The following is an 18829-nucleotide window of genomic DNA, read 5'->3' as shown; positions in this document are numbered from 1 at the left end:
AACGTATGTGAAAGTAACATCTATTTTGTAGTAGCGTATGTAGAAGACTTTATGAAACATCTAATGGTTTCTGAGGCATTTATGAAACGTCTGTGAACCGACATTGATGGGATGAAACGTCGTGAATTACACTTTACTCTCGACTCGTTATATGGCCCCTCCAGTTATAGTGGGAGATACATCCCGAAGAAATCATGTCGAGTCCTCCAACGATACAGAAAGAAGGTGCATCGGACTTCGAATTCTCCGCCCAGAACGCCGTCGAAACGGCCGGTAAAAGGCTTCTCGCGCCCGTCCAGTTCATCGGATTCTGGGCGGCCGTTGCCCTCCCCTTAGGATACCTTCCCCTCCTCTACGGTGGTTCCATCACGGACTCCGCCGACGTGTTGGCCCTGTTGTTCGTCCTCAACCTCGTCGCGATGGTCGTCGGCCACGGCTACAAGCGCGACTGAGAACCGTCCCCATGCGCGTCGCTGCCCTGAACGACACGCTCGCTGCGCCGACGGAATCTCACATCGACGCAGTCCCGCACTACACCCGAATCTCGTCTTCGACTCGACAGTTCGGAACTGACCGTTGGACGCCGTGTTCGACTCGTTGTAGCCGGTTTCTCTTCGCATTCGTTCGTGTGCTATCGCTCGTATCCCGATGGCGAACGGAAATATCCGAAGTATATTTTTCATTCCGTGAAATACTGTTCCCAATCCCATCCAATCCGTTTTAGGCTCACCAAAAATAGTAACTATATTGATAACTATTATCCCTTTCGAGTCCCAACGGCGAGTATGAATCTTCTCGCTAATCTCGTGTTGGTGTTCATCGCGGGGTTGATTACGGCGCTTGCGACGGGTGTCGGTGCGCTCCCTTTCTTTCTCGTCAAGGACGTAAGCGACCGCTGGAACGTGGCGCTCTGGGGCCTCGCATCCGGAATCATGGTGTCCGCGTCCGTCTTCGGTCTGATTTCGGAAGGCCTTTCGAGCGCGAACGGCGGCAGTTTGTCGGGCGTCGTCATCGGGATTTTGGTGGGCGTCGCTCTCGTCGTCGTCAGCGATTACGTCATCTCCGGCGCGGACGTGAACCCGAAGAAGTACGAGCAGGCGGATTTCAAGAAACTCGTCCTCATCCTCGGCGTCCTCACGGTCCACAGTTTCCCGGAAGGCGTCGCTATCGGCGTCTCGTTCGCCGACCTCGGTTTCCAGGGTGGTTATCAGTTCGCCGGGTTCGTCGTTCCGCTCTTGGCGATATTCATGACGCTCGCCATCTCGATTCACAATATTCCGGAAGGCGTGGCGATATCTATCCCGCTTCACGCGATGGGCGTGAGCAAATGGCGAATGGTCTGGTGGTCGGTCTTCTCCAGTCTCCCGCAACCCATCGGTGCCGTCATCGCCTTCTACTTCGTGCGAAGCGCCCGCGGGTTCCTGCCGATGGGGTTCGGATTCGCCGCCGGAGCGATGATTTATCTCGTCCTCTCGGAGTTCATCCCCGAAGCGCTCGAAGTCGGTGAAAACCTCCCAGGCGATGGCTACCGAGAACTCCTCTCGGGTCTCACCCTCGGCGTACTGCTGATGTTGCCGCTAGCGTTCATCTGAACCTAGTCAGTGCACATCCTTTCGTCGCTCTCCGTGCCCCATCGGTTCACCGTCTCAGAAACGATTTTAAATCGAACGGGACGATTTGAGGTCGTTATCCCCGAATAGACAGGTCTGTTCATAGACCGTAAACGGTCTGAATTCACACCAACGCTCGTTCCATTATAAGATATCCCTCGGCAATGATTTAGCCGGGCACGGGTGTGCTACGATGCCGGGAACAACCATCTACGAGAACGACGGTGAATCGGTCGCCGTCGATCGCCGGAGACTGACCGCATTGCACGCGAGATTCAACGAGCACTCGCTGACGACGCCGTTCCAATTCGTTGGCTTCTGGTCGGCCGTCGTCTGCCCATTCTTCTATCCGTTTCTCTTCCTGAACGGTCTCTCTGACGCCGAGAGTACCCTCTTTCTCGCTTTGCTTGGCTGCAACATCATCGCGCTCTTCGTCGGACACGCCTACGGTCAGGAATAAGTCAGAGGAATCGCCCGCCTCCCCGCTCGACCGCCCTCCACCACACCTCCGTCACACCACACCGCACTACACTTCCGTCACACCTTCTTCGCTCGATTTAACCGTCCTCCACGAATACGTCCGGATATGGGACTCGAAACCGTATCGCTGGGTAACACCGGCACGAAAGTGAGCGAAGTCGCGTTCGGAACGTGGCGATTCGGACGCGAAAACGACGAGGGGGAGGTCGAAATCAGCGAGAACCGCGCACACGAACTCCTCGACGCCTACGCAGACGCGGGCGGTAACTTCATCGACACCGCAGACATGTACGGCGACGGCGAGAGCGAGACTTACATCGGCAATTGGCTCTCCGACCGCGACCGGGAGGACTTCGTCATCGCGTCCAAAATCTACTGGCCGACGCGGAAGGACGACCCTAACGGCCGCGGTCTCTCCCGAAAACACCTGCGCCGACAGATGGACCTCATCCTCGACCGTCTCGGGACGGACTACGTGGACCTCCTCTACATCCACCGGTGGGACGACGACACGCCCGCCGACGAGTTCATGCGCACGCTCGACGGCTTCGTCCGCGACGGCAAAGTGAACTACCTCGGCACCTCGACGCTCGAACCCAACGCGTGGAAGGTCGCCAAGGCGAACGAGATGGAGTACGAACCCTTCCGTCTCGCACAGCCACGGTACAACCTCGTCAACCGCGAAGTCGAACCGAACTACATCCCGATGTGCGAGGATTACGACATCGGCATCGTTCCGTGGTCGCCGCTGGGCGGTGGCTTCCTGACGGGCAAGTACTCGCGGAACGAGGAACCGGCGGCGGGAACCCGCGGTGCGACCGACCAGCAGTTCCGCGACAGCTACCTCACCGATGAGAACTTCGACGTACTGGAAGTCGTCGAGGCCGTCGCCGACGAAGTCGGAGCGACGCCCGCGGAGGTCAGCCTCGCGTGGTTGCTGAAACACGACGCCGTGACCGCGCCCATCATCGGCGCACGAACCGTCGAACAGTTGGAGGAGAACCTCGCTTCGACCGACGTGTCCCTGTCCGACGATCAGTTCGAGCGACTGACGAACGCGAAATAGACATAAGTCGTCGGCCGAAACCCGAGCCAAGCGTTTTTGACGGAGAACGAACGATTCACCGATATGACCGGGAGTTCGCCGTCGGTCTCGTGTGCCACCACCAGTGAACATTGTGTTCCCGTCGAGACCCACGGAAACCGCACCGGCCGCACCGACCACAACGACAGCACCGACCGCAACGGCCGCCGTGAACGATGAGCGACGACGATACCGACGCGCCGCTTGCCCGCGTCCGCCGAGCGAAGAGTCGACGGGCCGACCGCTCCCGCATCGACGGCGGGGCAATCGCGGTCGGAATGATTGTGGTACTTGGCGCGCACCTCGTTCCCGCACTCCTCGTCTTCGTCGGCGTGTTCGATACCCTCCTGAACGGGTCGGCACTCCTGAGTACGCTTGCATTCCCGGTCGGGAGCTACGTCACGGGACGGTACGCCGGTGGAGATTCGACCCGCGGCGGACTCCACGGCCTCCTCACGACCGGACTTTCGCTCGCGCTCCTCGGCGGTGCCGCCGCCCTGTTCGTCGGCCTCGACCACGCGCTCGCGGAACTCGGCCGATTGCTCGTCGCCGACGGCACGACGCCGGTACTCGCGGGAACGGTCGTCTGTCTCCTATTGGCGGGCGTCGTCGCCGGTGCGTTCGGCGCGAAACACGTCTGATAGTGCTCGCTGAGAAACGATTCGAGCCATCCGAACGACTAACTGATTGCACGCCTGAAATTCACGTATGGAAACACACGAAATGAGGGGCATCGGCTCCGTCGTCATCGGGGCAACGATGGTCGCCTCATCCCTCCTCAGTGCCAGTACCATCACCCTGTACGCCGCGCTCGGTTCGATCGGCGGCGCGGCCCTCGTCGCTATCGGAATTATGCAGTTCCGCGACTCTCGTCACTTCTCCGCCGATGAACCGACATCCACGTCACGAACCGTCGCGGTTTTCGGCCTCGCCGCCGTTTCGTTCGCCGCGGGAATGGCTGCGTACTGGTTCCTGTAGTTCCTATTCGAGCGCGTCGAACGCCGATTCCAAGTCCTCGATGAGGTCCTTCGGGTGTTCGACGCCGACCGAGACGCGAAGTAACGAGTCCGAGATGCCGATTTCGGCGCGCTCCTCGGGCGTCAGCGGCGCGTGGGTCATGCTCGCCGGGTGTTCGATGAGCGACTCCACGCCGCCGAGGCTGACGGCTAGCGGGAACTCGTCCAGTTCGGCCACGAAGCGCTTCACTTCGTCCAAATCGCCGTCGAGTTCGAACGAGAGGACGCCGCCCGCGCCGTCCATCTGCCGCTGAGCGAGGTCGTACTGCGGGTGGGATTCGAGTCCGGGGTAGTAGACGGTCGAAACCGCGTCGTGTTCGTCCAGATACGCCGCGATTTCGGCGGCGTTGGACTCGTGCTGGCGCATGCGGAGCGGGAGCGTCTTCAGGCCGCGGAGGGTCAGGAAGGCGTCGAAGGGGGCGAGCATGTTGCCCATGCCGACCTGTTGGAGGAAGCCGATTTCGTCGGCGAGGTCGGCGTCGTCGGTGACGACGGCACCGCCGATGGAGTCGCTGTGGCCGTTCAGGTACTTCGTCGTGCTGTGAACAACGACGTCGGCACCGAGTTCGAGCGGGTGCTGGAAGTACGGCGAGAGGAAGGTGTTGTCCACGCCGAGGGTCGCATCGACCGATTCGGCGACGGAGGCGATGGCTTCGATGTCACAGAGACGGAGGAGCGGGTTCGTCGGCGTCTCCATCCAGATGAGCGCCGTTTCGTCGCACACGGCGTCGGAGACGGCGTCGGTGTCGCGGGCGTCCACGAAATCGACGGCCACGTCGAGGCGGTCGCGGAACAGGTCCTTGAGCATCGTCTTCGTCCCACCGTAGAGGTCGTCGAACGCGACGACGTGGTCGCCGGGGCTGACGGACGCCGTAATCGTGGCGACGATTGCGGACGTACCCGAGGCGAAAGCCATGCCGTGTTCGCCGCCTTCGAGCGCCGCGATGCGTTGTTCCAACGCGTGGCGGGTCGGGTTCGCGAGACGGGAGTAGAGATACTGGTTTTCGTCGGGGTCCAAATCCTCCAACCCGACGTCCGGGTCGATTCCGCCGGCCTCGTAGGTCGATGCGAGGTGGATGGGCATCGTCACGTCGCCCGCTCGGTCGTGGTGCGGTGGTTGTTCCGCGTGCGTCACCGCCATCGTTTCGAATTTCGGGGAGTCACCGGACTCGTCGGTCATACCACCGTCCCGTTCGAGAACCAGACTTAGAAGCTTTCGATGCGGCAGACGTTGCCATGCACCGCGAGAATTGCGATTCCCTGTGAATTATTGTGAAACATAGTGTTGGTATCTTACGGACCTGTTCGAGCTAAACTCAGCGAGGAATCCCGGCATTTCTTGGTGAATTTCGCTTGCGCGCGGGGACACTGGTACCCTCGAAAAACCCTTTCGACGAGCACGCAACTGGACAGTGCGCTCGCCCTCGTCCGTCCGAAACTTTGCCGGGAGAAATCATCGCGCTTTAGCCCGTTTCTCCCGAACCGTCGAACGAATGTCTTCCTTTCGTGCCGAAGCGACCGCGCGACGACGGTGGCTCGTCGTCGTCCTCGTGGCGGCCATCATCTGCTACTTTTCCGTGTTCGCGTCGCCCGACGTCGGCGTCGAGCGGTTGGGGCCGCTCGCCCTCTTCGGCCGGGACAAATGGTATCACGCGTTGGGGTACGCGGTTTTAGCCGTCTCCATCGCCATTGCGGCGTCTGGAGACGGCCGCCGCGCCCGATACGGTCGCACACTGCTCTTCGCGATAGTCGGTGCAGTCGTGTTCGGCATCGCCATGGAGTTCGCCCAGTTGACGGTGCCGCTCCGTCACACGTCGGCGATGGACGTCGGCGCGGACGCTATCGGTGCGGCGGTGGGTGCGTTCGGGTGGTGGCTCATCGCCCGGCGAGACGAAGCCGATTTACGCTCGTAACCGTTTTCTCCGACAATGAGTACGCCGACGCCCGAGAGCTACGAGCGGGGCAAGGGCATGGATGCCCACAACTCCGTGATGCGCGACATTCGCGCGAAAAAGGAGAAACACTACGACCCACACGAACCGACCCGGGTGTGGTTGGACGAGGACAACACGCCCGACGGCGTCTACCGGAGCCTCACCATCATCCTCAACACCGGCGGCTGTCGCTGGGCACGCGCCGGTGGCTGTACGATGTGCGGCTACGTCGCGGAATCCGTCGAAGGGGGGAGCGTCGGCCACGACGCCCTGATGGACCAAATCGAGGTTTGTCTCGAACACGAACGCGAGAACGCCGACGGGAAGAGCGGCCTCATCAAAATCTACACGTCCGGTTCGTTCCTGGACGAGCGCGAGGTCGGCGCGGAGACGCGACGGGCCATCGCGGAGACGTTCGCCGACCGCGACCGAATCGTCGTCGAGAGCCTGCCGGATTTCGTCACGGCGGAGAAACTGCAGGACTTCCGCGGCGTCGGCCTCGAAACCGACGTCGCCATCGGACTGGAGACGGCCAACGACCGCGTGCGCCACGACTGCGTGAACAAGTACTTCGACTTCGAGGAGTTCATCCAAGCCAGCGAGAACGCCGAGTCCGTCGGCGCGGGAATCAAGGCCTATCTGCTGATGAAACCGATATTCCTCTCGGAAGCGGAGGCCGTACAGGACATGAAGGAGTCCATCCGGAAGTGCGCCGAGTACGCCCACACCGTCTCGATGAACCCGACCAACGTCCAGCGCTACACGATGATCGACGAACTCCACTTCCGCAACGGCTACCGTCCGCCGTGGCTCTGGAGCGTCTGCGAGGTGTTAGAGGACACCGCCGACGTGCCGGCAATCGTCGTTTCCGACCCCGTCGGACACGGTAGCGACCGTGGCGCACACAACTGCGGCGAGTGCGACGACCTCGTACAGAAGGCCATCAAGGACTTCGACCTGCGCCAAGACCCCTCCGTCTTCTCCGAAGTCTCCTGTGAGTGTGAACACACGTGGGAGGCGGTCGTGGAGCGGGAAACGAGCTATAGCCTTCCGCTGGCACGGTAGTCAGGTCGAACCTACCGGGGCTACGGCGTGGATAACAAAGTACGCTCCACGCCAATCACCGGACGGGGGGACGGGCGAGAGCCCGAAGGAATGACGAAGGGTGGAGGAACCTACGAGACGGTGTTTTGTTCGAACGGCTGGGTGGAGATCCGGCATCCGGAGCGGACAGCGGAGTGGATAGCCACGGACTCGCCGACCGAGGTACGGCGCTGATGTACGCCGGACCGGTCATCATGTGGCCGCTCGTCCTGCTTTTCGTGGTCGGGGTGTTGGCTTCCGTCGGATGGCGACTCGTCTCTCGACGGAGATAGACAACGGACGGTTCGTTTTCTGGTGGACGTGAGTGTTCGTGACGAACGACGTGTAGACGCTTCTCGCCGTCGCGATTCAGAGCTTCCGTGCCATCATGACCTCGTCCACGAATTCGTCGCCGACGAGGTAGTGGTCCGCGCGGACGGCCTCGGTTTCCCAACCGTACTCTTCCAGCAGTTCGATGGCGGTTTCGTTGGTCGCGGGAAGGCTCTGGTAGACTTTGTTGTAGCCCGTTTCGTGTGCCCAGTTCATCGCGCGTTCCAGCAGTCGGCCGCCGATGCCGTGTTCTCGGAAGGGACCGCGCACGCCGACGGTCAGTTCGGCGGTGTGGCGCAGTTGGTCGAGTTCCGGCGCGTCCAAGTGAACCCACCCGGCGATTTCGCCCTCGTTCTCGCCGTCGTCCACCGTTGCGACGTAGAACAGTCGCGAACGTCGGTCGTTGTGTCGCAAGAGCGCACCCTCGTTCCCGATGTCGGCGGCGACGCGCTGTGCGGAAATCGACGCACCTTCGTCGGCGACTTCGTGAATCGCCGTCTCGATGCCCGTCCAGTCGAACTGGTGGGCCTGCCGGATGGAGTACGAGAGGTCGGACTTCTCGTACGTCTCGACTTCGTCGTCGAGTGCGAGGTGCAGTTCGCCCTCGTCCTGAACGAGGTGGCCGGAATCGACGAGCGCGGCGACGGATTCGTGGAACTCCTCCGGCGGAATCCGAACCTGTGGCTCCGTCGTCCCCGAACGGGCCGGTTTCGACCCGGACGGGGAATCGATTCGTACGTCGTCGCGGACCTCTTCGACCGTGGCCGAACCGTTCCGCTCGACGTGGTGGTAGATACGTTCCTGAATCGCGTCTTCGAATTCGAGGTCGGCGGGTACTCCCATAGGAATGGGTACCACTCCGAGGGGATTTATTATTTATCGCCTAAAAAAGCTCGCTTCGGATTATAAACTCGAAAGCGAATAAATTTATTTTTCTTCGACGTGCCTAACCTCGGTAGCGATGCCGCGGGTCGATTCGACCATTTCCGGGCCGCTCATCTCGGCGCGGCCGATGGCGAACGCCTTCGGCCCCTCGATGACGACTTCGTCGCCGGGACGGATGTCGTCGTCCGCGTCAACCACGCCGGGCGCGAGAACGCTCCCGTGCGGCGCGAACGCGTCGATTTCGACCCGTTTCATCGGTGCGTCGCTTTCGACCCAGTGACGGGCACCTGCGAGCGTGAACGAGAGGGTACCGTACTGGGGAACCATCGCCGCGAGTTGCTCGCCGTCGTCGTCGTGCACCCGCAGTTTCGGGTAGCGACTCTGGATGTTGAGTTCGGAGAAAAGGGCGTCTCCCGCACCGTCGCCGAACTGGTAGTCGGCCATCGCTCGGACCGTGTTGTGCTGGCGGTCACGCTTGCCGTACTTCGATTCGCCCGTCAGCGTGCTGGCGAGATTGGAAAGCGATTCCGTCGTCGTCGGGTGGTCCTCGACGGTGTACTCGAACGCCACGTCGAGAGCGTCTTCGACTCGCTCACATACGTCGCGGTAACCCTCCCCGGGTACATGGGCGATAATTCTCGGGTACTCGTTTCGCTCCAGATACCGCCGGAGGACTTCCGACACGAATTCCTTTTCGTCCTCGCTCCACCGCCCCGTAACCACGGAGTCGTAGTGCTGTGCGGGGTAGGTCAGTTCGAGTTCCTGTGGGACGACGCCGATGGGACTCGTCATCGACACCTTGTGCGCCTTGAACTGGATGGCGTCGTGATACTGGCCGTGGCTCTGTGACTCGCTGTAGGGCTTCTTCGCGGAACACGGCAGGAGTACGAGTGGGCGGTCGAACCGATTCCGATAGCGCGTCGTCACCCGGTCTGCGAAGCGTTGAATCTCGACCCGCCGGAGGCTGTCCTCCGTCGCGGCGGCGAGTTCTGCGTTCCGAATGACGGGCGTTCGCTCCTCGACGTAGCTCCACTGCTGGTCGAACTCCCGGAATGCGGCCGTGAGCCACTGCTCGTGGCGGGCCTGCCCTTCGATGTAGTCGCGGAGTCGTCCCGCACGGATTCGCTCGCGGACGATTCCGAGTTCGGCCCGCAGTGCGTTGACGTTGTGTTCGACGCAGTGTTCGCGCGTGAACTCGCCCACCGAGCGCTGGCAGGCGGGACAGGAACACGGCAGTTCGTGCAGGTCATCCAGATAGTGCTGGCCTTCCGTCGTCAGGTATTTCCCTTGGGTTCCTTTGACGACTGCCAAATCGGCGTCGACGAGGTCCACTCCGGCGTACGCCAGCGTGGCGACGTTCTCCGGCGTGGCGACGCCCGACAGCATGAGCGCGCTGTCCGCGGGAATCGCCTCGCGGATGTCGATGATGGCGTCCTTGAATCCGGCCCCGTGGCCGACGACGCCGCGCGCACCCGAGAGGATGTAGGCGTCCGCTCCGTAGTCTTCGGCCGTTTCGGGCGCGACGACGGCGGCGCTCGGGTACTCGACGTCCGGGTAGTCCACGGCGAACGACTCCATCACTTCCTCGTCGGTACCGCTCGGGAACGCTCGATGTGGGAGAACGGTCAGTTTCGACTCGTCGCCCTCCGGCAACTCGCGCGCTTTGAACCAGAGGCTTCCGCCGTCGGAAACCACCTCGTCCGCCAGCGCGGGCGTCGTCACCGACGTAGAGAGGCGAAGTTCCCCGATTCGGGCCGCACCATCGCGGCCGTGAATCTCGAAATAATCGGTCATACCCGTCACTCGGGGAAGCGGATTGAACTATCTTGCGTAACTCCGCGAGTCGGTGCTGTTGCGTAGAATAGATGGACACAGGTTCGAAAACGCGGGTGGTTGTCGTCCGTCGCGTCGGTGAAAATGACGCTTATCGGTCGTCCGGCGTCGGATTGTTGGCCGTCGTTTTGCCGGTAGAGGCTTCGCCGCTGGACGACGAGAACGCGGCGTACCCGGCGAGTATCGCGACGATAACGCCGACGACGATGTCGTTCCAGAACAACAACGTGGTCGTCCCCCAGATGAACGCGGAGACGATCATCCACAACCCGAGCAGCGTATTGAGACCGCTACTCCCTTTCTGCGCCGACCCGCCGTTCATCGCGTTGTACGTGCTGAACGCTCCGAGGATGGTGATGGCTGCCCCGACGATGATGTCGTTCCAGAAGGCCCACCCGCTGGCCGACCAAACGAACGTCGGGATGAAGAACAGCCACAAGCCGAGCAGTACGTTCGCTCCTGATGCCCATCGAGAGGGCGTCGATTGGGTAGTCGAACTCATTTGTTGTCACCTCATACCGGGTGTTTCCCGGTATCGATATCTAGGGGCTCGTGTTGAAGGGGAATTCTGGTTTCCATAGCAGGCCGCTTTTACGAGTCCGAACTAGGACGATAGAACGCTTAGAGTGCTGGTTTTGGCCAGTATCATCCGACGTCGAGAATGCCGGTATCGTCGTGTAGAACGTGATGATCTCTGTCGAAATCAGACATCAGTACCGACATTCGCTAGCGGGGACACGGACAGCTGTCATCCACGAGAACAATCGTGTGGCCGTCGAGCCGAGGTGAGTTGACGCCGCTATCGGCTCGGATGGGCCGACACGAATGCCACGGAATCCGGCACACGCCCTCCACAGCGAGTCCGTGGCACGTTAGATAGTCTCGTCCAGTGCCGGAACATACCGTCCCGGCGCTCGAAATAAGACGCGCAAGCGCCCCAGTGCTTTCGCTTTCGAATTAATGGGATTTATACCGGAAACGAACGACGACGGTCGTCGGACCTCAGACGCTCGTGAGGTCCACGGTTCGAACCGACTCGGGGACCACGGATAGCGCCGATTCCGGCCACCCCTCGTGTGCGAGCGTGAAATCGGTCTCCGGATTTTCGTCGACCAACCGTGCCACGCCGTGGGCGGCCGATTCGTATCCCGCGATGTCCATCCGGTCGGGGATTTCCGCCGTGAGCGGATACGTCTCCGAAAGCGCACGGGGGAACGGACCGAAGGGAGGGACGACGTTCCACGATTCGTCGTAGCGACTGCTCGGGTTGCCCTCGGTCAGGAGGACCCGCCCCTCGGGATTCAACCGCGAGAGTCGCTGGTGGTGGCGGACGACTTCCGGACGTGCGGCACTCTCGCCCGAGAGGTAGAAGAAGGCCCCTTTCGAAGCCGGGTCGGTTCGTTCGAGTTGTGCGGCGTGGTCGCCGAGCGCGCGATAGCCGTCGAGCATCGCGGGGTGGGCGCGGGCGCGGTTCTCGACCAGTTCGAACAGGTTGCCCGTCCGAATCGCCTGCTTGATGGTCCGTATCTCCTCGAACGTGACGTGGAGGTTGTGCTCCGCTAACAGTCGCTCGCGTTCCTTTTCGCCCTCGTTGCGAACCTCCTCAGGCGTGTGGTTTGCACAGACCGGACACGAACACGGGAAGTAATCGAGGTCGTCCAATTGTTCCGTACCGCGGACCGTCAGGTAGCGTCCGTCGCGGGCATAGAGCGCGTAGGCCGCCGAATCGAACAGGTCACATCCCATGGCGACCGCTAACGCGAACATCATCGGATGCCCAGCGCCGAACAGGTGGACCGGGGCATCCGCGCCCAGTCCTCGCTTTGCTCCCGCGACGACGTCCACCATGTCGCCGTAGCGGTACTCGTTCATCAGCGGGACGACCGCGCCGACTGGGAACACGTCGAGCGACGTTCCGTCCGCGTGGCGACCCGCTTCCTCACGGAGGTCGGGATACGTCGAACCCTGCACCGGCGCGTTGACGAGCATATCGCCGACGTCGACCGTCTCCGCGAGTTCGAGGCGTTCCTGCGTCGTCGCTAATTCCTCCTCGGCCTGTTCGCGGTCCACGTCCGGCGGCGTCGGAATGTCTACTGGCGTCCCGATGTCCGACCCGATATCGTGTTGGAACCCGAGGATTTCCTCGGTCGTTACGGTGATTTCGCCGTACTCGGCGAGTTGGAACGACCCGGAGTCGGTCATGATGGCCCCGTCGAAGTCGAGGAGTTCGTGCAGACCGACGTCGAGCGCTTCGTCGCGGAAATCCTCGCTCTTGTAGAGGATGTAGGAGTTGGTGATGAGGATGTCCGCGCCGAACTCGCTTTCGAGACGGGATGGTTCGACCGTCAGCATATGCGGGTTGACGACCGGCAGAAGTGCGGGCGTCTCGACCGTCACGCCCGCACGCGGGACGGTGAGTTCCCCGATTCGACCCGCCCCGTCTTGGGCGCGGATTTCGAAGTTGTCTCGTTCCATTACCGCCGCGTAGCCACGGTGGCGGTGTAAGAATTCCGCTCTCGATTTTCGGGCGAAGGGAGTCGCCACGTCGAACGTCACCGGCGGGCGAGGAGTGGGTTCGGGAAAGGGACATACGAACGCTGGCCTCGTTCTCGTATTTAAACCCTCTCCCGGAGGTTTAGGTGGGTCGAATGCGAGTAAGTCGCATGGACTCGATTGCCCTATCGGACCGTGAAGCGACCGAAGTGACCGACGGCGTGTATCTCGCGCAACTGGCCGCTGGCGAGCGGATGAGCATCCAGCACTTCCACATCGAACCCGGCGCGACCGTGCCGGAACACAGCCACGAACACGAACAGACGGGGTTCATCTACGACAGCGCACTGACGTTCGTCGTCGACGGCGAGGAGTTCGTCATCGAGGAAGGGGATTCGTACGCCATTCCGGGCGACGAACCGCACTCGGCGGAGAACAGGACCGACACGCCGGTTCGCGGCATCGACGTGTTCAGTCCCCCGCGACTCGACGTGCCGTGGAAGTGAGGTCGGTTCGTACCGCCCCGAAACTAAACTTATTATCGTGATGGTCGTAGATCCATGCGGTAGTGTGCCATGATAGGAGTTACCGAATTAGAGGAGATGCTCGAAAACATGGTGACGGCGCGTCACTACGAGGAGCGACTACAGGAGGAGTATCTCGAAGGGAAGCAACCGGCGTTCGACATTTCGGCCGGATCGATTCCGGGCGAACTACACCTCGCCGCGGGACACGAAGCGTCCGGTGCGGGCGTCTGCCAGCACCTCCGCGACGACGACACGGTGACGGGACCGCATCGGCCGCATCACGTCGCCATCGCGAAGGGCGTGGACTTGAAACGGATGACCGCCGAGATATTCGGCCGTGAGACGGGCCTCTGTCGGGGGAAGGGGGGACACATGCACCTGTTCGACCCCGACGTGAACTTCTCGGCCAGCGGCATCATCGCCGAGGGCTGTCCGCCCGCGGTCGGTGCCGGACTCGCATCGAAGATGCGAAACGAGGACAGCGTGGCCGTCGCGTTCCTCGGCGAGGGAGCGATCGACCAAGGCGGGTTCCTCGAATCGCTGAACCTCGCCAGCGTCCACGACCTGCCGGTTGTCTTCGTCGTCGAGGACAACGACTGGGCCATCAGCATGCCCAAAGGACGGGTGACGGACGTTGAAAACGGTGCCCAGCGAGCGGACGGGTTCGACATGCCGGGCCATCGCGTGGACCACGACGACGCGACGGCCGTCTACGAGGCGGCGGGCGAAGCGGTGGGTCGTGCCCGCGACGGGAACGGACCGACCCTGTTGGAAGTGCAGGTCCACCGTCGGATGGGTCACTTCATGGGTGACGCCGAGGCCTACCGCCCGGACGCGGACACCGAACGGGCACAGCACCTCGATTCCATCGACCGACTCGAAGCCGACCTTCGCTCGACCGGCGCGGACGAGGGGACCGTCGAGGAAATCCGTTCGCGGGCGAAAGAGCGCGTCGAAGACGCCATCGAGTGGGCGAAAGAGCAACCCGAACCGGACCCAGAGGAAGCCTACGAGAACGTGTTCACGAATCCACCGGACGGTTACGCGGAAACCCTTCGAGGTGGTGAGTGATGGCCGAAACCGAAGGCAAGGAACTGACGATGAGTCGCGCGATGGTGGACGCCATCGCACACGAAATGCGCGAGAGCGACGACGTGTTCGTCATGGGCGAGGACGTCGCCGACTACGGCGGCATCTTCGACAGCACGCAAGGACTTCTCGACGAGTTCGACCACGACCGAATCATGGACGTGCCCATCAGCGAAACCGCCTTCATCGGCGCGGCGGTCGGCGCGGCCCAGTCCGGAATGCGCCCGATTGCCGAACTGATGTTCGTCGACTTCTTCGGCGTCGCCATGGACCAGATATACAACCAGATGGCGAAGAACACCTACATGAGCGGCGGAAGCGTGAGCGTCCCGATGGTGTTGATGACTGCCGTCGGCGGCACGTACAACGACGCCGCCCAGCACTCCCAGACGCTGTACGGGACCTTCGCTCACCTTCCGGGCATGAAGGTCGTCGTGCCGTCCACGGCCTACGACGCCAAGGGACTGATGCACGCGGCCATCCGCGACGACGACCCTGTCGTCTTCATGTTCCACAAGCGCCTGATGGGTATCGGCTGGATGCCCGCTCCCGGAGGACCGAAAACTCCGGTTCCCGACGAGGACTACACCATCGAGTTCGGCGAGGCGGATGTGAAACGCGAAGGCGACGACGTGACCGTCGTTACGCTCGGCCTGCACGTTCATCGCGCCATCGAGGCCGCGAACGAACTCGCGGACGAGGTGGACGTGGAGGTCGTGGACCTCCGCTCGTTGGTGCCGTTAGACACCGAGACGATAGTCGAGTCGGTGTCGAAGACCGGTCGCCTCGTCGTCGTGGACGAGGACTACCGCTCGTTCGGCGTTTCCGGGGAAATCATCGCACGCGCGGCGGAGAACGGACTCTCCGACCTCACGGCCGTCGAACGCGTGACCATGCCGGACACGCCGATTCCGTACGCTCGTCCGCTGGAACAGGAGGTCAACCCCGGAACCGACGACATCATCGAGGCCGTCCGCTCCGTCAACGATGAGTGACGACGACCTCGTTCCTGTCGATTCGGCCGCGGTCTGGCCCGAGGACGCACAGGACGTCGAGGAGGCCATCGTGGCGAACTGGTTCGTCGGCGAAGGAAGCGGCGTCGAGGAGGGCGACACCATCGCCGAGATTCAAATCGAGAAGGTGAGCGTGGACGTTCCCGCCCCCGCGACGGGCGAACTGGTCGAACGACTGGTCGGCGAAACCGAGGAGTTCGAACGCGGCGACGCGCTGGCGCGGATTCGGGCCGTGTAACACGTCGCCGATCGTATCGCCTTCTCCAGAAAGGCTTTATCGTCGATTTTCTTTCGATGTGATATACCTCCACTGACGCGGCGGAGAGCCCTCCAACTCGGCGGCGCGACGTTCACCGCCGGACTCGCCGGTTGTTCCGCGTTCGGCGGGCGGTCGTCACCGCCGCTTCGCCTTGGACGACTCGTGGTGACGAATTACGACCGCCGTCCTCACACCGTTCACGTTCTCATTCTAGACGATGGAAACCCCGTCTACTGGGCCTCGAAAAGAGTACCTGCCGGCGATGAGACGAGTCCGGGGTCCGTTCGCTTCGAGGGTTATCCGACCGAACCCGGTGACTCCGTCCTCCACGTTCGTACCGACAGCCAGCCGAAATCCGGGCGGGAACGTCTCGATTTCGGCGAGCGGACCGCCTCGTGTATCGGCCTCGATATCGGAATCGGTGACGTAAACGGGACGTCTCCCGGCGACGTGACCATCTGGGAGACGAACAACGAACACGAGTGCGACGGGATACCGACGACGGAGCAGTAGCGGATTTTGTCGATTGTTGGTCGTACGACTCGTCAGTGAACGTGTCAGTATGCGAGATGTGAGAGTTCGGGAACTACGTAGTTCTCGCCGTGACGGTCACAAAAACTCTCGTAGAGAGTTTCTTTATGTTCTCAGAAATCTTTGATTTCTGAGCGCACGAAAAGGTGTCGTAGACAGCTTTTCTATGTTCTCGAAAATTTCCGATTTTCGAGGGTCAGAGAAATTGGCCTACGCCAATTTTTCGATATTCTCGACGATGGCGTCGGCGTACTCGCTGGTGGCGAGTTTGTTGCCGCCTTCGATCTGGCGTTCGAGGTCGTAGGTGACGTTGCCGGAGGAGATGGTCTCCTCGACGGCGTCGTAGACGAGTTCGCTGGCGTCCTTCCAGCCCATGTAATCGAGCATGAGACGGCCCGAGAGGATCATCGCGGTCGGGTTCACCTTGTCCTCACCGGCGTACTTCGGCGCGGAGCCGTGGACCGGTTCCGCGAGACAGCGGTGTTCGCCGAAGTTCGCGCCGGGTGCGATGCCGAGGCCACCGATCTGTGCGCCCGCGGCGTCGGACATGTAGTCGCCGTTCAGGTTCATCGTGGCGATGACGTCGTACTGGTCCGTACGGGTCAGAAGCTGCTGGAGCATGTTGTCCGCGATGCGGTCCTTGACGACGAGTTTGTCGTCGGGCTGTTCGCCGTCGTACTCGTCCCAAAGCTCGTCTTCCGTGATGGTGACGTCGCCGAACTCGTCCTTCGCGAGTTCGTAGCCCCAGTCGCGGAACGCGCCCTCGGTGAACTTCATGATGTTGCCCTTGTGGACGAGCGTGACGGAATCACGGTCGTTTTCGAGGGCGTACTCGATGGCCTCGCGGACGAGACGCTTCGAGCCGAACTCCGTGATGGGCTTGATGCCGATGCCGACCGGACCGTCGTGGATGACGCCGTCTTCGCCCATATCGTCCTCGACGAACGCTTTGACTTTCTCGACTTCGTCGGTACCGGCTTCCCACTCGATACCGGCGTAGACGTCCTCCGTGTTCTCACGGAAGAAGACCATGTCCATCGCCTCGGGGTGTTTGACGGGCGACGGAACGCCGTCGAGGTGGTAGGTCGGGCGGACGTTCGCGTACAGGTCGAGCGTCTTGCGGAGCGCGACGTTCAGGCTGCGGAATCCGGCTCCGACGGGCGTCGTGAGCGGGCCTTTGATGGCGATGTTGAACTGCTTGATAGCCTCGACGGTGTCGTCCGGGAGGTTCTCGTCGTACTTCTCGCGGGCGCTCGCACCGGCGTAGACGCGCATCCAGTTGATTTCGCGGCCAGTCGCTTTCGCGGCGGCGTCGAGCACTTTCTGTGCGGCCGGGCCGACGTCCGTTCCGATTCCGTCCCCGTGGATGATCGGAATGACGGGGTTGTCAGGCACGTCGAGTTCGCCTGTCTCCTCGTCGTACGTGATTTGGGCCCCTTCTTCGGGTACTTCTACCTTGTCGTACTCGTAGCTCATGAACGTGTGAACATCCGGAAGAGGAGGATAAAAGGCCTGCCGTTTCTCCCCCGTATGGGCCTTATACGCCCTTAAAGAAGGGTCGATTCGAGGGGCAGTTCGGTGTTAACAGCGGTCGTCCGACCCGTTAGAGACGTCCCGATCGTACATCGGCATGTTCGATCGACCGACCGTTTCGTCCAGTTTCATTTATATTCTATGCTGTCACTTCCGCAGGGTCCGACCGGACTGCCGTTTGACGTGAACTTAAGCCGCCCCACGCGAGAGGGTGCGCATGAACGTCATCGTCCACGGCGGTGCTGGCGGCGAACCGGACGAACCGACCCCCCGACAAGGCGTCCTCGACGAGGCGGCCGCCACCGGGAGTGAACAGGAAACGGTCGTCGACGCCGTCGAAGCGGCGGTTCACGTCCTCGAATCCTCGCCCCGATTCAACGCGGGCGTCGGCGGTGCGGTTCAGAGCGACGGGAAAATCCGAACCGACGCGGGAATCATGACGAGCGACCGGGACGCGGGCGCGGTCTGTTCGATGCCCGACGTCGAACACGCGGTCAGTGCGGCCCGCGTCGTCATGGAGGAGACGCCGCACGTCCTCGTCAGCGGCGAACACGCCGTCTCCCTCGCGGCCGATTTCGGCGTCGAAACCGGGGTCGACCTTTGGACGGAAAAGAGCCGAGAGCGGTGGGCGGAGGACGACACGCCCGACGGCTCGCCGAGCGAACACCTCGATTTGCTCCGCGAGAAGTTCGGGGGGAGCGCCGCGGAGGAGTCGAGCGGGGGCGACCCGCGAGACCACGACACGGTCGGCGCGGTGGCCTACGACGGCACGGACTTCGCGGCGGCGACGTCGACCGGCGGGAGATGGCTCGCGCTCGCGGGTAGGGTCGGCGACGTCCCCCAAATCGGAAGCGGCTTCTACGCGGCCCCGTCGGGTGCGGCGAGTTCGACCGGTGCCGGTGAGGACATCGCCAAATCGACCCTGACCCGGCGAGCGGTTCGACACCTCGAAACGGGGTACGAGGCACAGGAAGCCGCGGACCGCGCCATCGAGGAGTTGGCGGAACTCACAGGGTCGGAGGCGGGCGTAATCGTCCTCGACCGGAACGGCAACGCCGGGAGCGCGTTCAACACCGACGCGATGCAGACGGGCGTCAGCAGGTAGTTCGGTCCGTCGTTCGATTTCGCC

Annotated in this window: 22 protein-coding genes; 16 read left to right on the top strand and 6 right to left on the bottom strand. The window is 62.1% G+C overall.

What is annotated here, in order from left to right:
- Nucleotides 1-194: 194 nt before the first annotated feature.
- The 7 genes from AC1XDK_RS02370 (at nt 195) to AC1XDK_RS02340 (ending at nt 4152) form a co-directional block, all read left to right on the top strand.
- Nucleotides 195-452 (top strand): DUF8028 family protein, encoded by a 258-nt coding sequence (locus AC1XDK_RS02370; RefSeq protein ID WP_483348168.1) that lies wholly within the window; start codon nt 195-197, stop codon nt 450-452.
- 333 nt (nt 453-785) lie between these two features.
- The gene (locus tag AC1XDK_RS02365; protein WP_483348167.1) at nt 786-1592 is read left to right on the top strand and encodes a ZIP family metal transporter; all 807 of its coding nucleotides are present in this window, start codon (nt 786-788) and stop codon (nt 1590-1592) included.
- A gap of 211 nt (nt 1593-1803) precedes the next feature.
- Complete coding sequence (locus tag AC1XDK_RS02360) at nt 1804-2070, top strand: DUF8028 family protein (RefSeq protein WP_483348166.1); 267 nt, start codon at nt 1804-1806, stop codon at nt 2068-2070.
- A gap of 126 nt (nt 2071-2196) precedes the next feature.
- The gene (locus AC1XDK_RS02355; protein WP_483348165.1) at nt 2197-3156 is read left to right on the top strand and encodes an aldo/keto reductase; all 960 of its coding nucleotides are present in this window, start codon (nt 2197-2199) and stop codon (nt 3154-3156) included.
- Between the two features lie 63 nt (nt 3157-3219).
- Nucleotides 3220-3354: a hypothetical protein gene (locus AC1XDK_RS02350; RefSeq protein ID WP_483348164.1), complete on the top strand. Its 135-nt coding sequence runs from the start codon at nt 3220-3222 to the stop codon at nt 3352-3354.
- Nucleotides 3351-3815, top strand: a complete 465-nt coding sequence (locus AC1XDK_RS02345; RefSeq protein WP_483348163.1) for a hypothetical protein — start codon at nt 3351-3353, stop codon at nt 3813-3815. The genes AC1XDK_RS02350 and AC1XDK_RS02345 overlap by 4 nt, the downstream gene beginning before the upstream one ends.
- A gap of 67 nt (nt 3816-3882) precedes the next feature.
- Nucleotides 3883-4152: a DUF7994 family protein gene (locus tag AC1XDK_RS02340; RefSeq protein ID WP_483348162.1), complete on the top strand. Its 270-nt coding sequence runs from the start codon at nt 3883-3885 to the stop codon at nt 4150-4152.
- Nucleotides 4153-4155: 3 nt separating this feature from the next.
- On the opposite strand, the gene AC1XDK_RS02335 is transcribed toward AC1XDK_RS02340, so the two are convergent.
- Entirely contained in the window at nt 4156-5370 is a 1215-nt protein-coding gene (locus AC1XDK_RS02335; RefSeq protein WP_483348161.1) for a trans-sulfuration enzyme family protein, read from the bottom strand.
- Between the two features lie 313 nt (nt 5371-5683).
- On the opposite strand from AC1XDK_RS02335, the gene AC1XDK_RS02330 reads away from it, so the two are divergent.
- Genes AC1XDK_RS02330 through AC1XDK_RS02320 form a run of 3 tightly spaced genes read left to right on the top strand, consistent with a single transcriptional unit; the run spans nt 5684 to nt 7402 of the window.
- Nucleotides 5684-6103, top strand: a complete 420-nt coding sequence (locus AC1XDK_RS02330; RefSeq protein WP_483348160.1) for a VanZ family protein — start codon at nt 5684-5686, stop codon at nt 6101-6103.
- Between the two features lie 15 nt (nt 6104-6118).
- Nucleotides 6119-7189: an archaeosine biosynthesis radical SAM protein RaSEA gene (locus AC1XDK_RS02325; protein WP_483348159.1), complete on the top strand. Its 1071-nt coding sequence runs from the start codon at nt 6119-6121 to the stop codon at nt 7187-7189.
- Between the two features lie 27 nt (nt 7190-7216).
- Complete coding sequence (locus AC1XDK_RS02320) at nt 7217-7402, top strand: hypothetical protein (protein WP_483348158.1); 186 nt, start codon at nt 7217-7219, stop codon at nt 7400-7402.
- A 174-nt stretch (nt 7403-7576) separates the two neighbouring features.
- On the opposite strand, the gene AC1XDK_RS02315 is transcribed toward AC1XDK_RS02320, so the two are convergent.
- The 4 genes from AC1XDK_RS02315 to tgtA form a co-directional block, all read right to left on the bottom strand.
- A complete protein-coding gene (locus AC1XDK_RS02315) occupies nt 7577-8380 on the bottom strand; it encodes a GNAT family N-acetyltransferase (RefSeq protein WP_483348157.1) in 804 nt (267 codons plus the stop codon).
- Nucleotides 8381-8464: 84 nt separating this feature from the next.
- A complete protein-coding gene (arcS, locus tag AC1XDK_RS02310; protein ID WP_483348156.1) occupies nt 8465-10216 on the bottom strand; it encodes an archaeosine synthase subunit alpha in 1752 nt (583 codons plus the stop codon).
- Between the two features lie 130 nt (nt 10217-10346).
- Nucleotides 10347-10757, bottom strand: a complete 411-nt coding sequence (locus AC1XDK_RS02305) for an SPW repeat protein (RefSeq protein ID WP_483348155.1) — start codon at nt 10755-10757, stop codon at nt 10347-10349.
- A 500-nt stretch (nt 10758-11257) separates the two neighbouring features.
- Nucleotides 11258-12730, bottom strand: coding sequence for a tRNA guanosine(15) transglycosylase TgtA (gene tgtA, locus AC1XDK_RS02300; RefSeq protein WP_483348154.1), 1473 nt, complete (start codon nt 12728-12730; stop codon nt 11258-11260).
- 188 nt (nt 12731-12918) lie between these two features.
- On the opposite strand from tgtA, the gene AC1XDK_RS02295 reads away from it, so the two are divergent.
- From AC1XDK_RS02295 to AC1XDK_RS02275, 5 genes are all read left to right on the top strand, one after another.
- Nucleotides 12919-13254 (top strand): cupin domain-containing protein, encoded by a 336-nt coding sequence (locus tag AC1XDK_RS02295; RefSeq protein ID WP_483348153.1) that lies wholly within the window; start codon nt 12919-12921, stop codon nt 13252-13254.
- Between the two features lie 96 nt (nt 13255-13350).
- On the top strand, nt 13351-14346 hold the full coding sequence (locus AC1XDK_RS02290; protein WP_483348905.1) for a thiamine pyrophosphate-dependent dehydrogenase E1 component subunit alpha: 996 nt from the start codon (nt 13351-13353) through the stop codon (nt 14344-14346).
- Nucleotides 14346-15359, top strand: a complete 1014-nt coding sequence (locus tag AC1XDK_RS02285) for an alpha-ketoacid dehydrogenase subunit beta (protein WP_483348152.1) — start codon at nt 14346-14348, stop codon at nt 15357-15359. The genes AC1XDK_RS02290 and AC1XDK_RS02285 overlap by 1 nt, the downstream gene beginning before the upstream one ends.
- Nucleotides 15352-15615, top strand: coding sequence for a lipoyl domain-containing protein (locus AC1XDK_RS02280; RefSeq protein WP_483348151.1), 264 nt, complete (start codon nt 15352-15354; stop codon nt 15613-15615). Before AC1XDK_RS02285 ends, AC1XDK_RS02280 begins: the two co-directional genes overlap by 8 nt.
- Before the next feature lie 186 nt (nt 15616-15801).
- Complete coding sequence (locus AC1XDK_RS02275; RefSeq protein WP_483348150.1) at nt 15802-16149, top strand: hypothetical protein; 348 nt, start codon at nt 15802-15804, stop codon at nt 16147-16149.
- Between the two features lie 228 nt (nt 16150-16377).
- Here the strand turns inward: AC1XDK_RS02275 and icd are convergent, their stop codons facing one another.
- Complete coding sequence (gene icd / locus AC1XDK_RS02270; RefSeq protein WP_483348149.1) at nt 16378-17643, bottom strand: isocitrate dehydrogenase (NADP(+)); 1266 nt, start codon at nt 17641-17643, stop codon at nt 16378-16380.
- A gap of 274 nt (nt 17644-17917) precedes the next feature.
- Between icd and AC1XDK_RS02265 the strand changes: the two genes are divergently transcribed.
- Nucleotides 17918-18805 carry an isoaspartyl peptidase/L-asparaginase gene (locus AC1XDK_RS02265; protein WP_483348148.1) on the top strand — a complete coding sequence of 296 codons (888 nt, stop codon included), beginning with the start codon at nt 17918-17920 and terminating at the stop codon, nt 18803-18805.
- The last annotated feature ends 24 nt before the right edge of the window (nt 18806-18829 follow it).

The organism is Haladaptatus sp. HS23 (genome assembly GCF_056892285.1).
Note: the sequence above shows the minus strand (reverse complement) of the source record. Positions and strands in the feature narration are given on the sequence as shown.

Excerpts from the sequence above, each read along its gene's own strand:
- AC1XDK_RS02285 (WP_483348152.1), top strand. The coding sequence starts at position 14,346 with ATGGCCGAAACCGAAGGCAAGGAACTGACGATGAGTCGCGCGATGGTG.
- icd (WP_483348149.1), bottom strand. The coding sequence starts at position 17,643 with ATGAGCTACGAGTACGACAAGGTAGAAGTACCCGAAGAAGGGGCCCAA.
- arcS (WP_483348156.1), bottom strand. The coding sequence starts at position 10,216 with ATGACCGATTATTTCGAGATTCACGGCCGCGATGGTGCGGCCCGAATC.
- AC1XDK_RS02265 (WP_483348148.1), top strand. The coding sequence starts at position 17,918 with ATGAACGTCATCGTCCACGGCGGTGCTGGCGGCGAACCGGACGAACCG.
- AC1XDK_RS02370 (WP_483348168.1), top strand. The coding sequence starts at position 195 with ATGTCGAGTCCTCCAACGATACAGAAAGAAGGTGCATCGGACTTCGAA.
- AC1XDK_RS02335 (WP_483348161.1), bottom strand. The coding sequence starts at position 5,370 with ATGACCGACGAGTCCGGTGACTCCCCGAAATTCGAAACGATGGCGGTG.
- AC1XDK_RS02340 (WP_483348162.1), top strand. The coding sequence starts at position 3,883 with ATGGAAACACACGAAATGAGGGGCATCGGCTCCGTCGTCATCGGGGCA.
- AC1XDK_RS02290 (WP_483348905.1), top strand. The coding sequence starts at position 13,351 with ATGCTCGAAAACATGGTGACGGCGCGTCACTACGAGGAGCGACTACAG.
- AC1XDK_RS02355 (WP_483348165.1), top strand. The coding sequence starts at position 2,197 with ATGGGACTCGAAACCGTATCGCTGGGTAACACCGGCACGAAAGTGAGC.
- AC1XDK_RS02295 (WP_483348153.1), top strand. The coding sequence starts at position 12,919 with ATGGACTCGATTGCCCTATCGGACCGTGAAGCGACCGAAGTGACCGAC.
- AC1XDK_RS02330 (WP_483348160.1), top strand. The coding sequence starts at position 5,684 with ATGTCTTCCTTTCGTGCCGAAGCGACCGCGCGACGACGGTGGCTCGTC.
- AC1XDK_RS02350 (WP_483348164.1), top strand. The coding sequence starts at position 3,220 with ATGACCGGGAGTTCGCCGTCGGTCTCGTGTGCCACCACCAGTGAACAT.
- tgtA (WP_483348154.1), bottom strand. The coding sequence starts at position 12,730 with ATGGAACGAGACAACTTCGAAATCCGCGCCCAAGACGGGGCGGGTCGA.
- AC1XDK_RS02345 (WP_483348163.1), top strand. The coding sequence starts at position 3,351 with ATGAGCGACGACGATACCGACGCGCCGCTTGCCCGCGTCCGCCGAGCG.
- AC1XDK_RS02325 (WP_483348159.1), top strand. The coding sequence starts at position 6,119 with ATGAGTACGCCGACGCCCGAGAGCTACGAGCGGGGCAAGGGCATGGAT.
- AC1XDK_RS02365 (WP_483348167.1), top strand. The coding sequence starts at position 786 with ATGAATCTTCTCGCTAATCTCGTGTTGGTGTTCATCGCGGGGTTGATT.
- AC1XDK_RS02315 (WP_483348157.1), bottom strand. The coding sequence starts at position 8,380 with ATGGGAGTACCCGCCGACCTCGAATTCGAAGACGCGATTCAGGAACGT.
- AC1XDK_RS02280 (WP_483348151.1), top strand. The coding sequence starts at position 15,352 with ATGAGTGACGACGACCTCGTTCCTGTCGATTCGGCCGCGGTCTGGCCC.
- AC1XDK_RS02305 (WP_483348155.1), bottom strand. The coding sequence starts at position 10,757 with ATGAGTTCGACTACCCAATCGACGCCCTCTCGATGGGCATCAGGAGCG.
- AC1XDK_RS02360 (WP_483348166.1), top strand. The coding sequence starts at position 1,804 with ATGCCGGGAACAACCATCTACGAGAACGACGGTGAATCGGTCGCCGTC.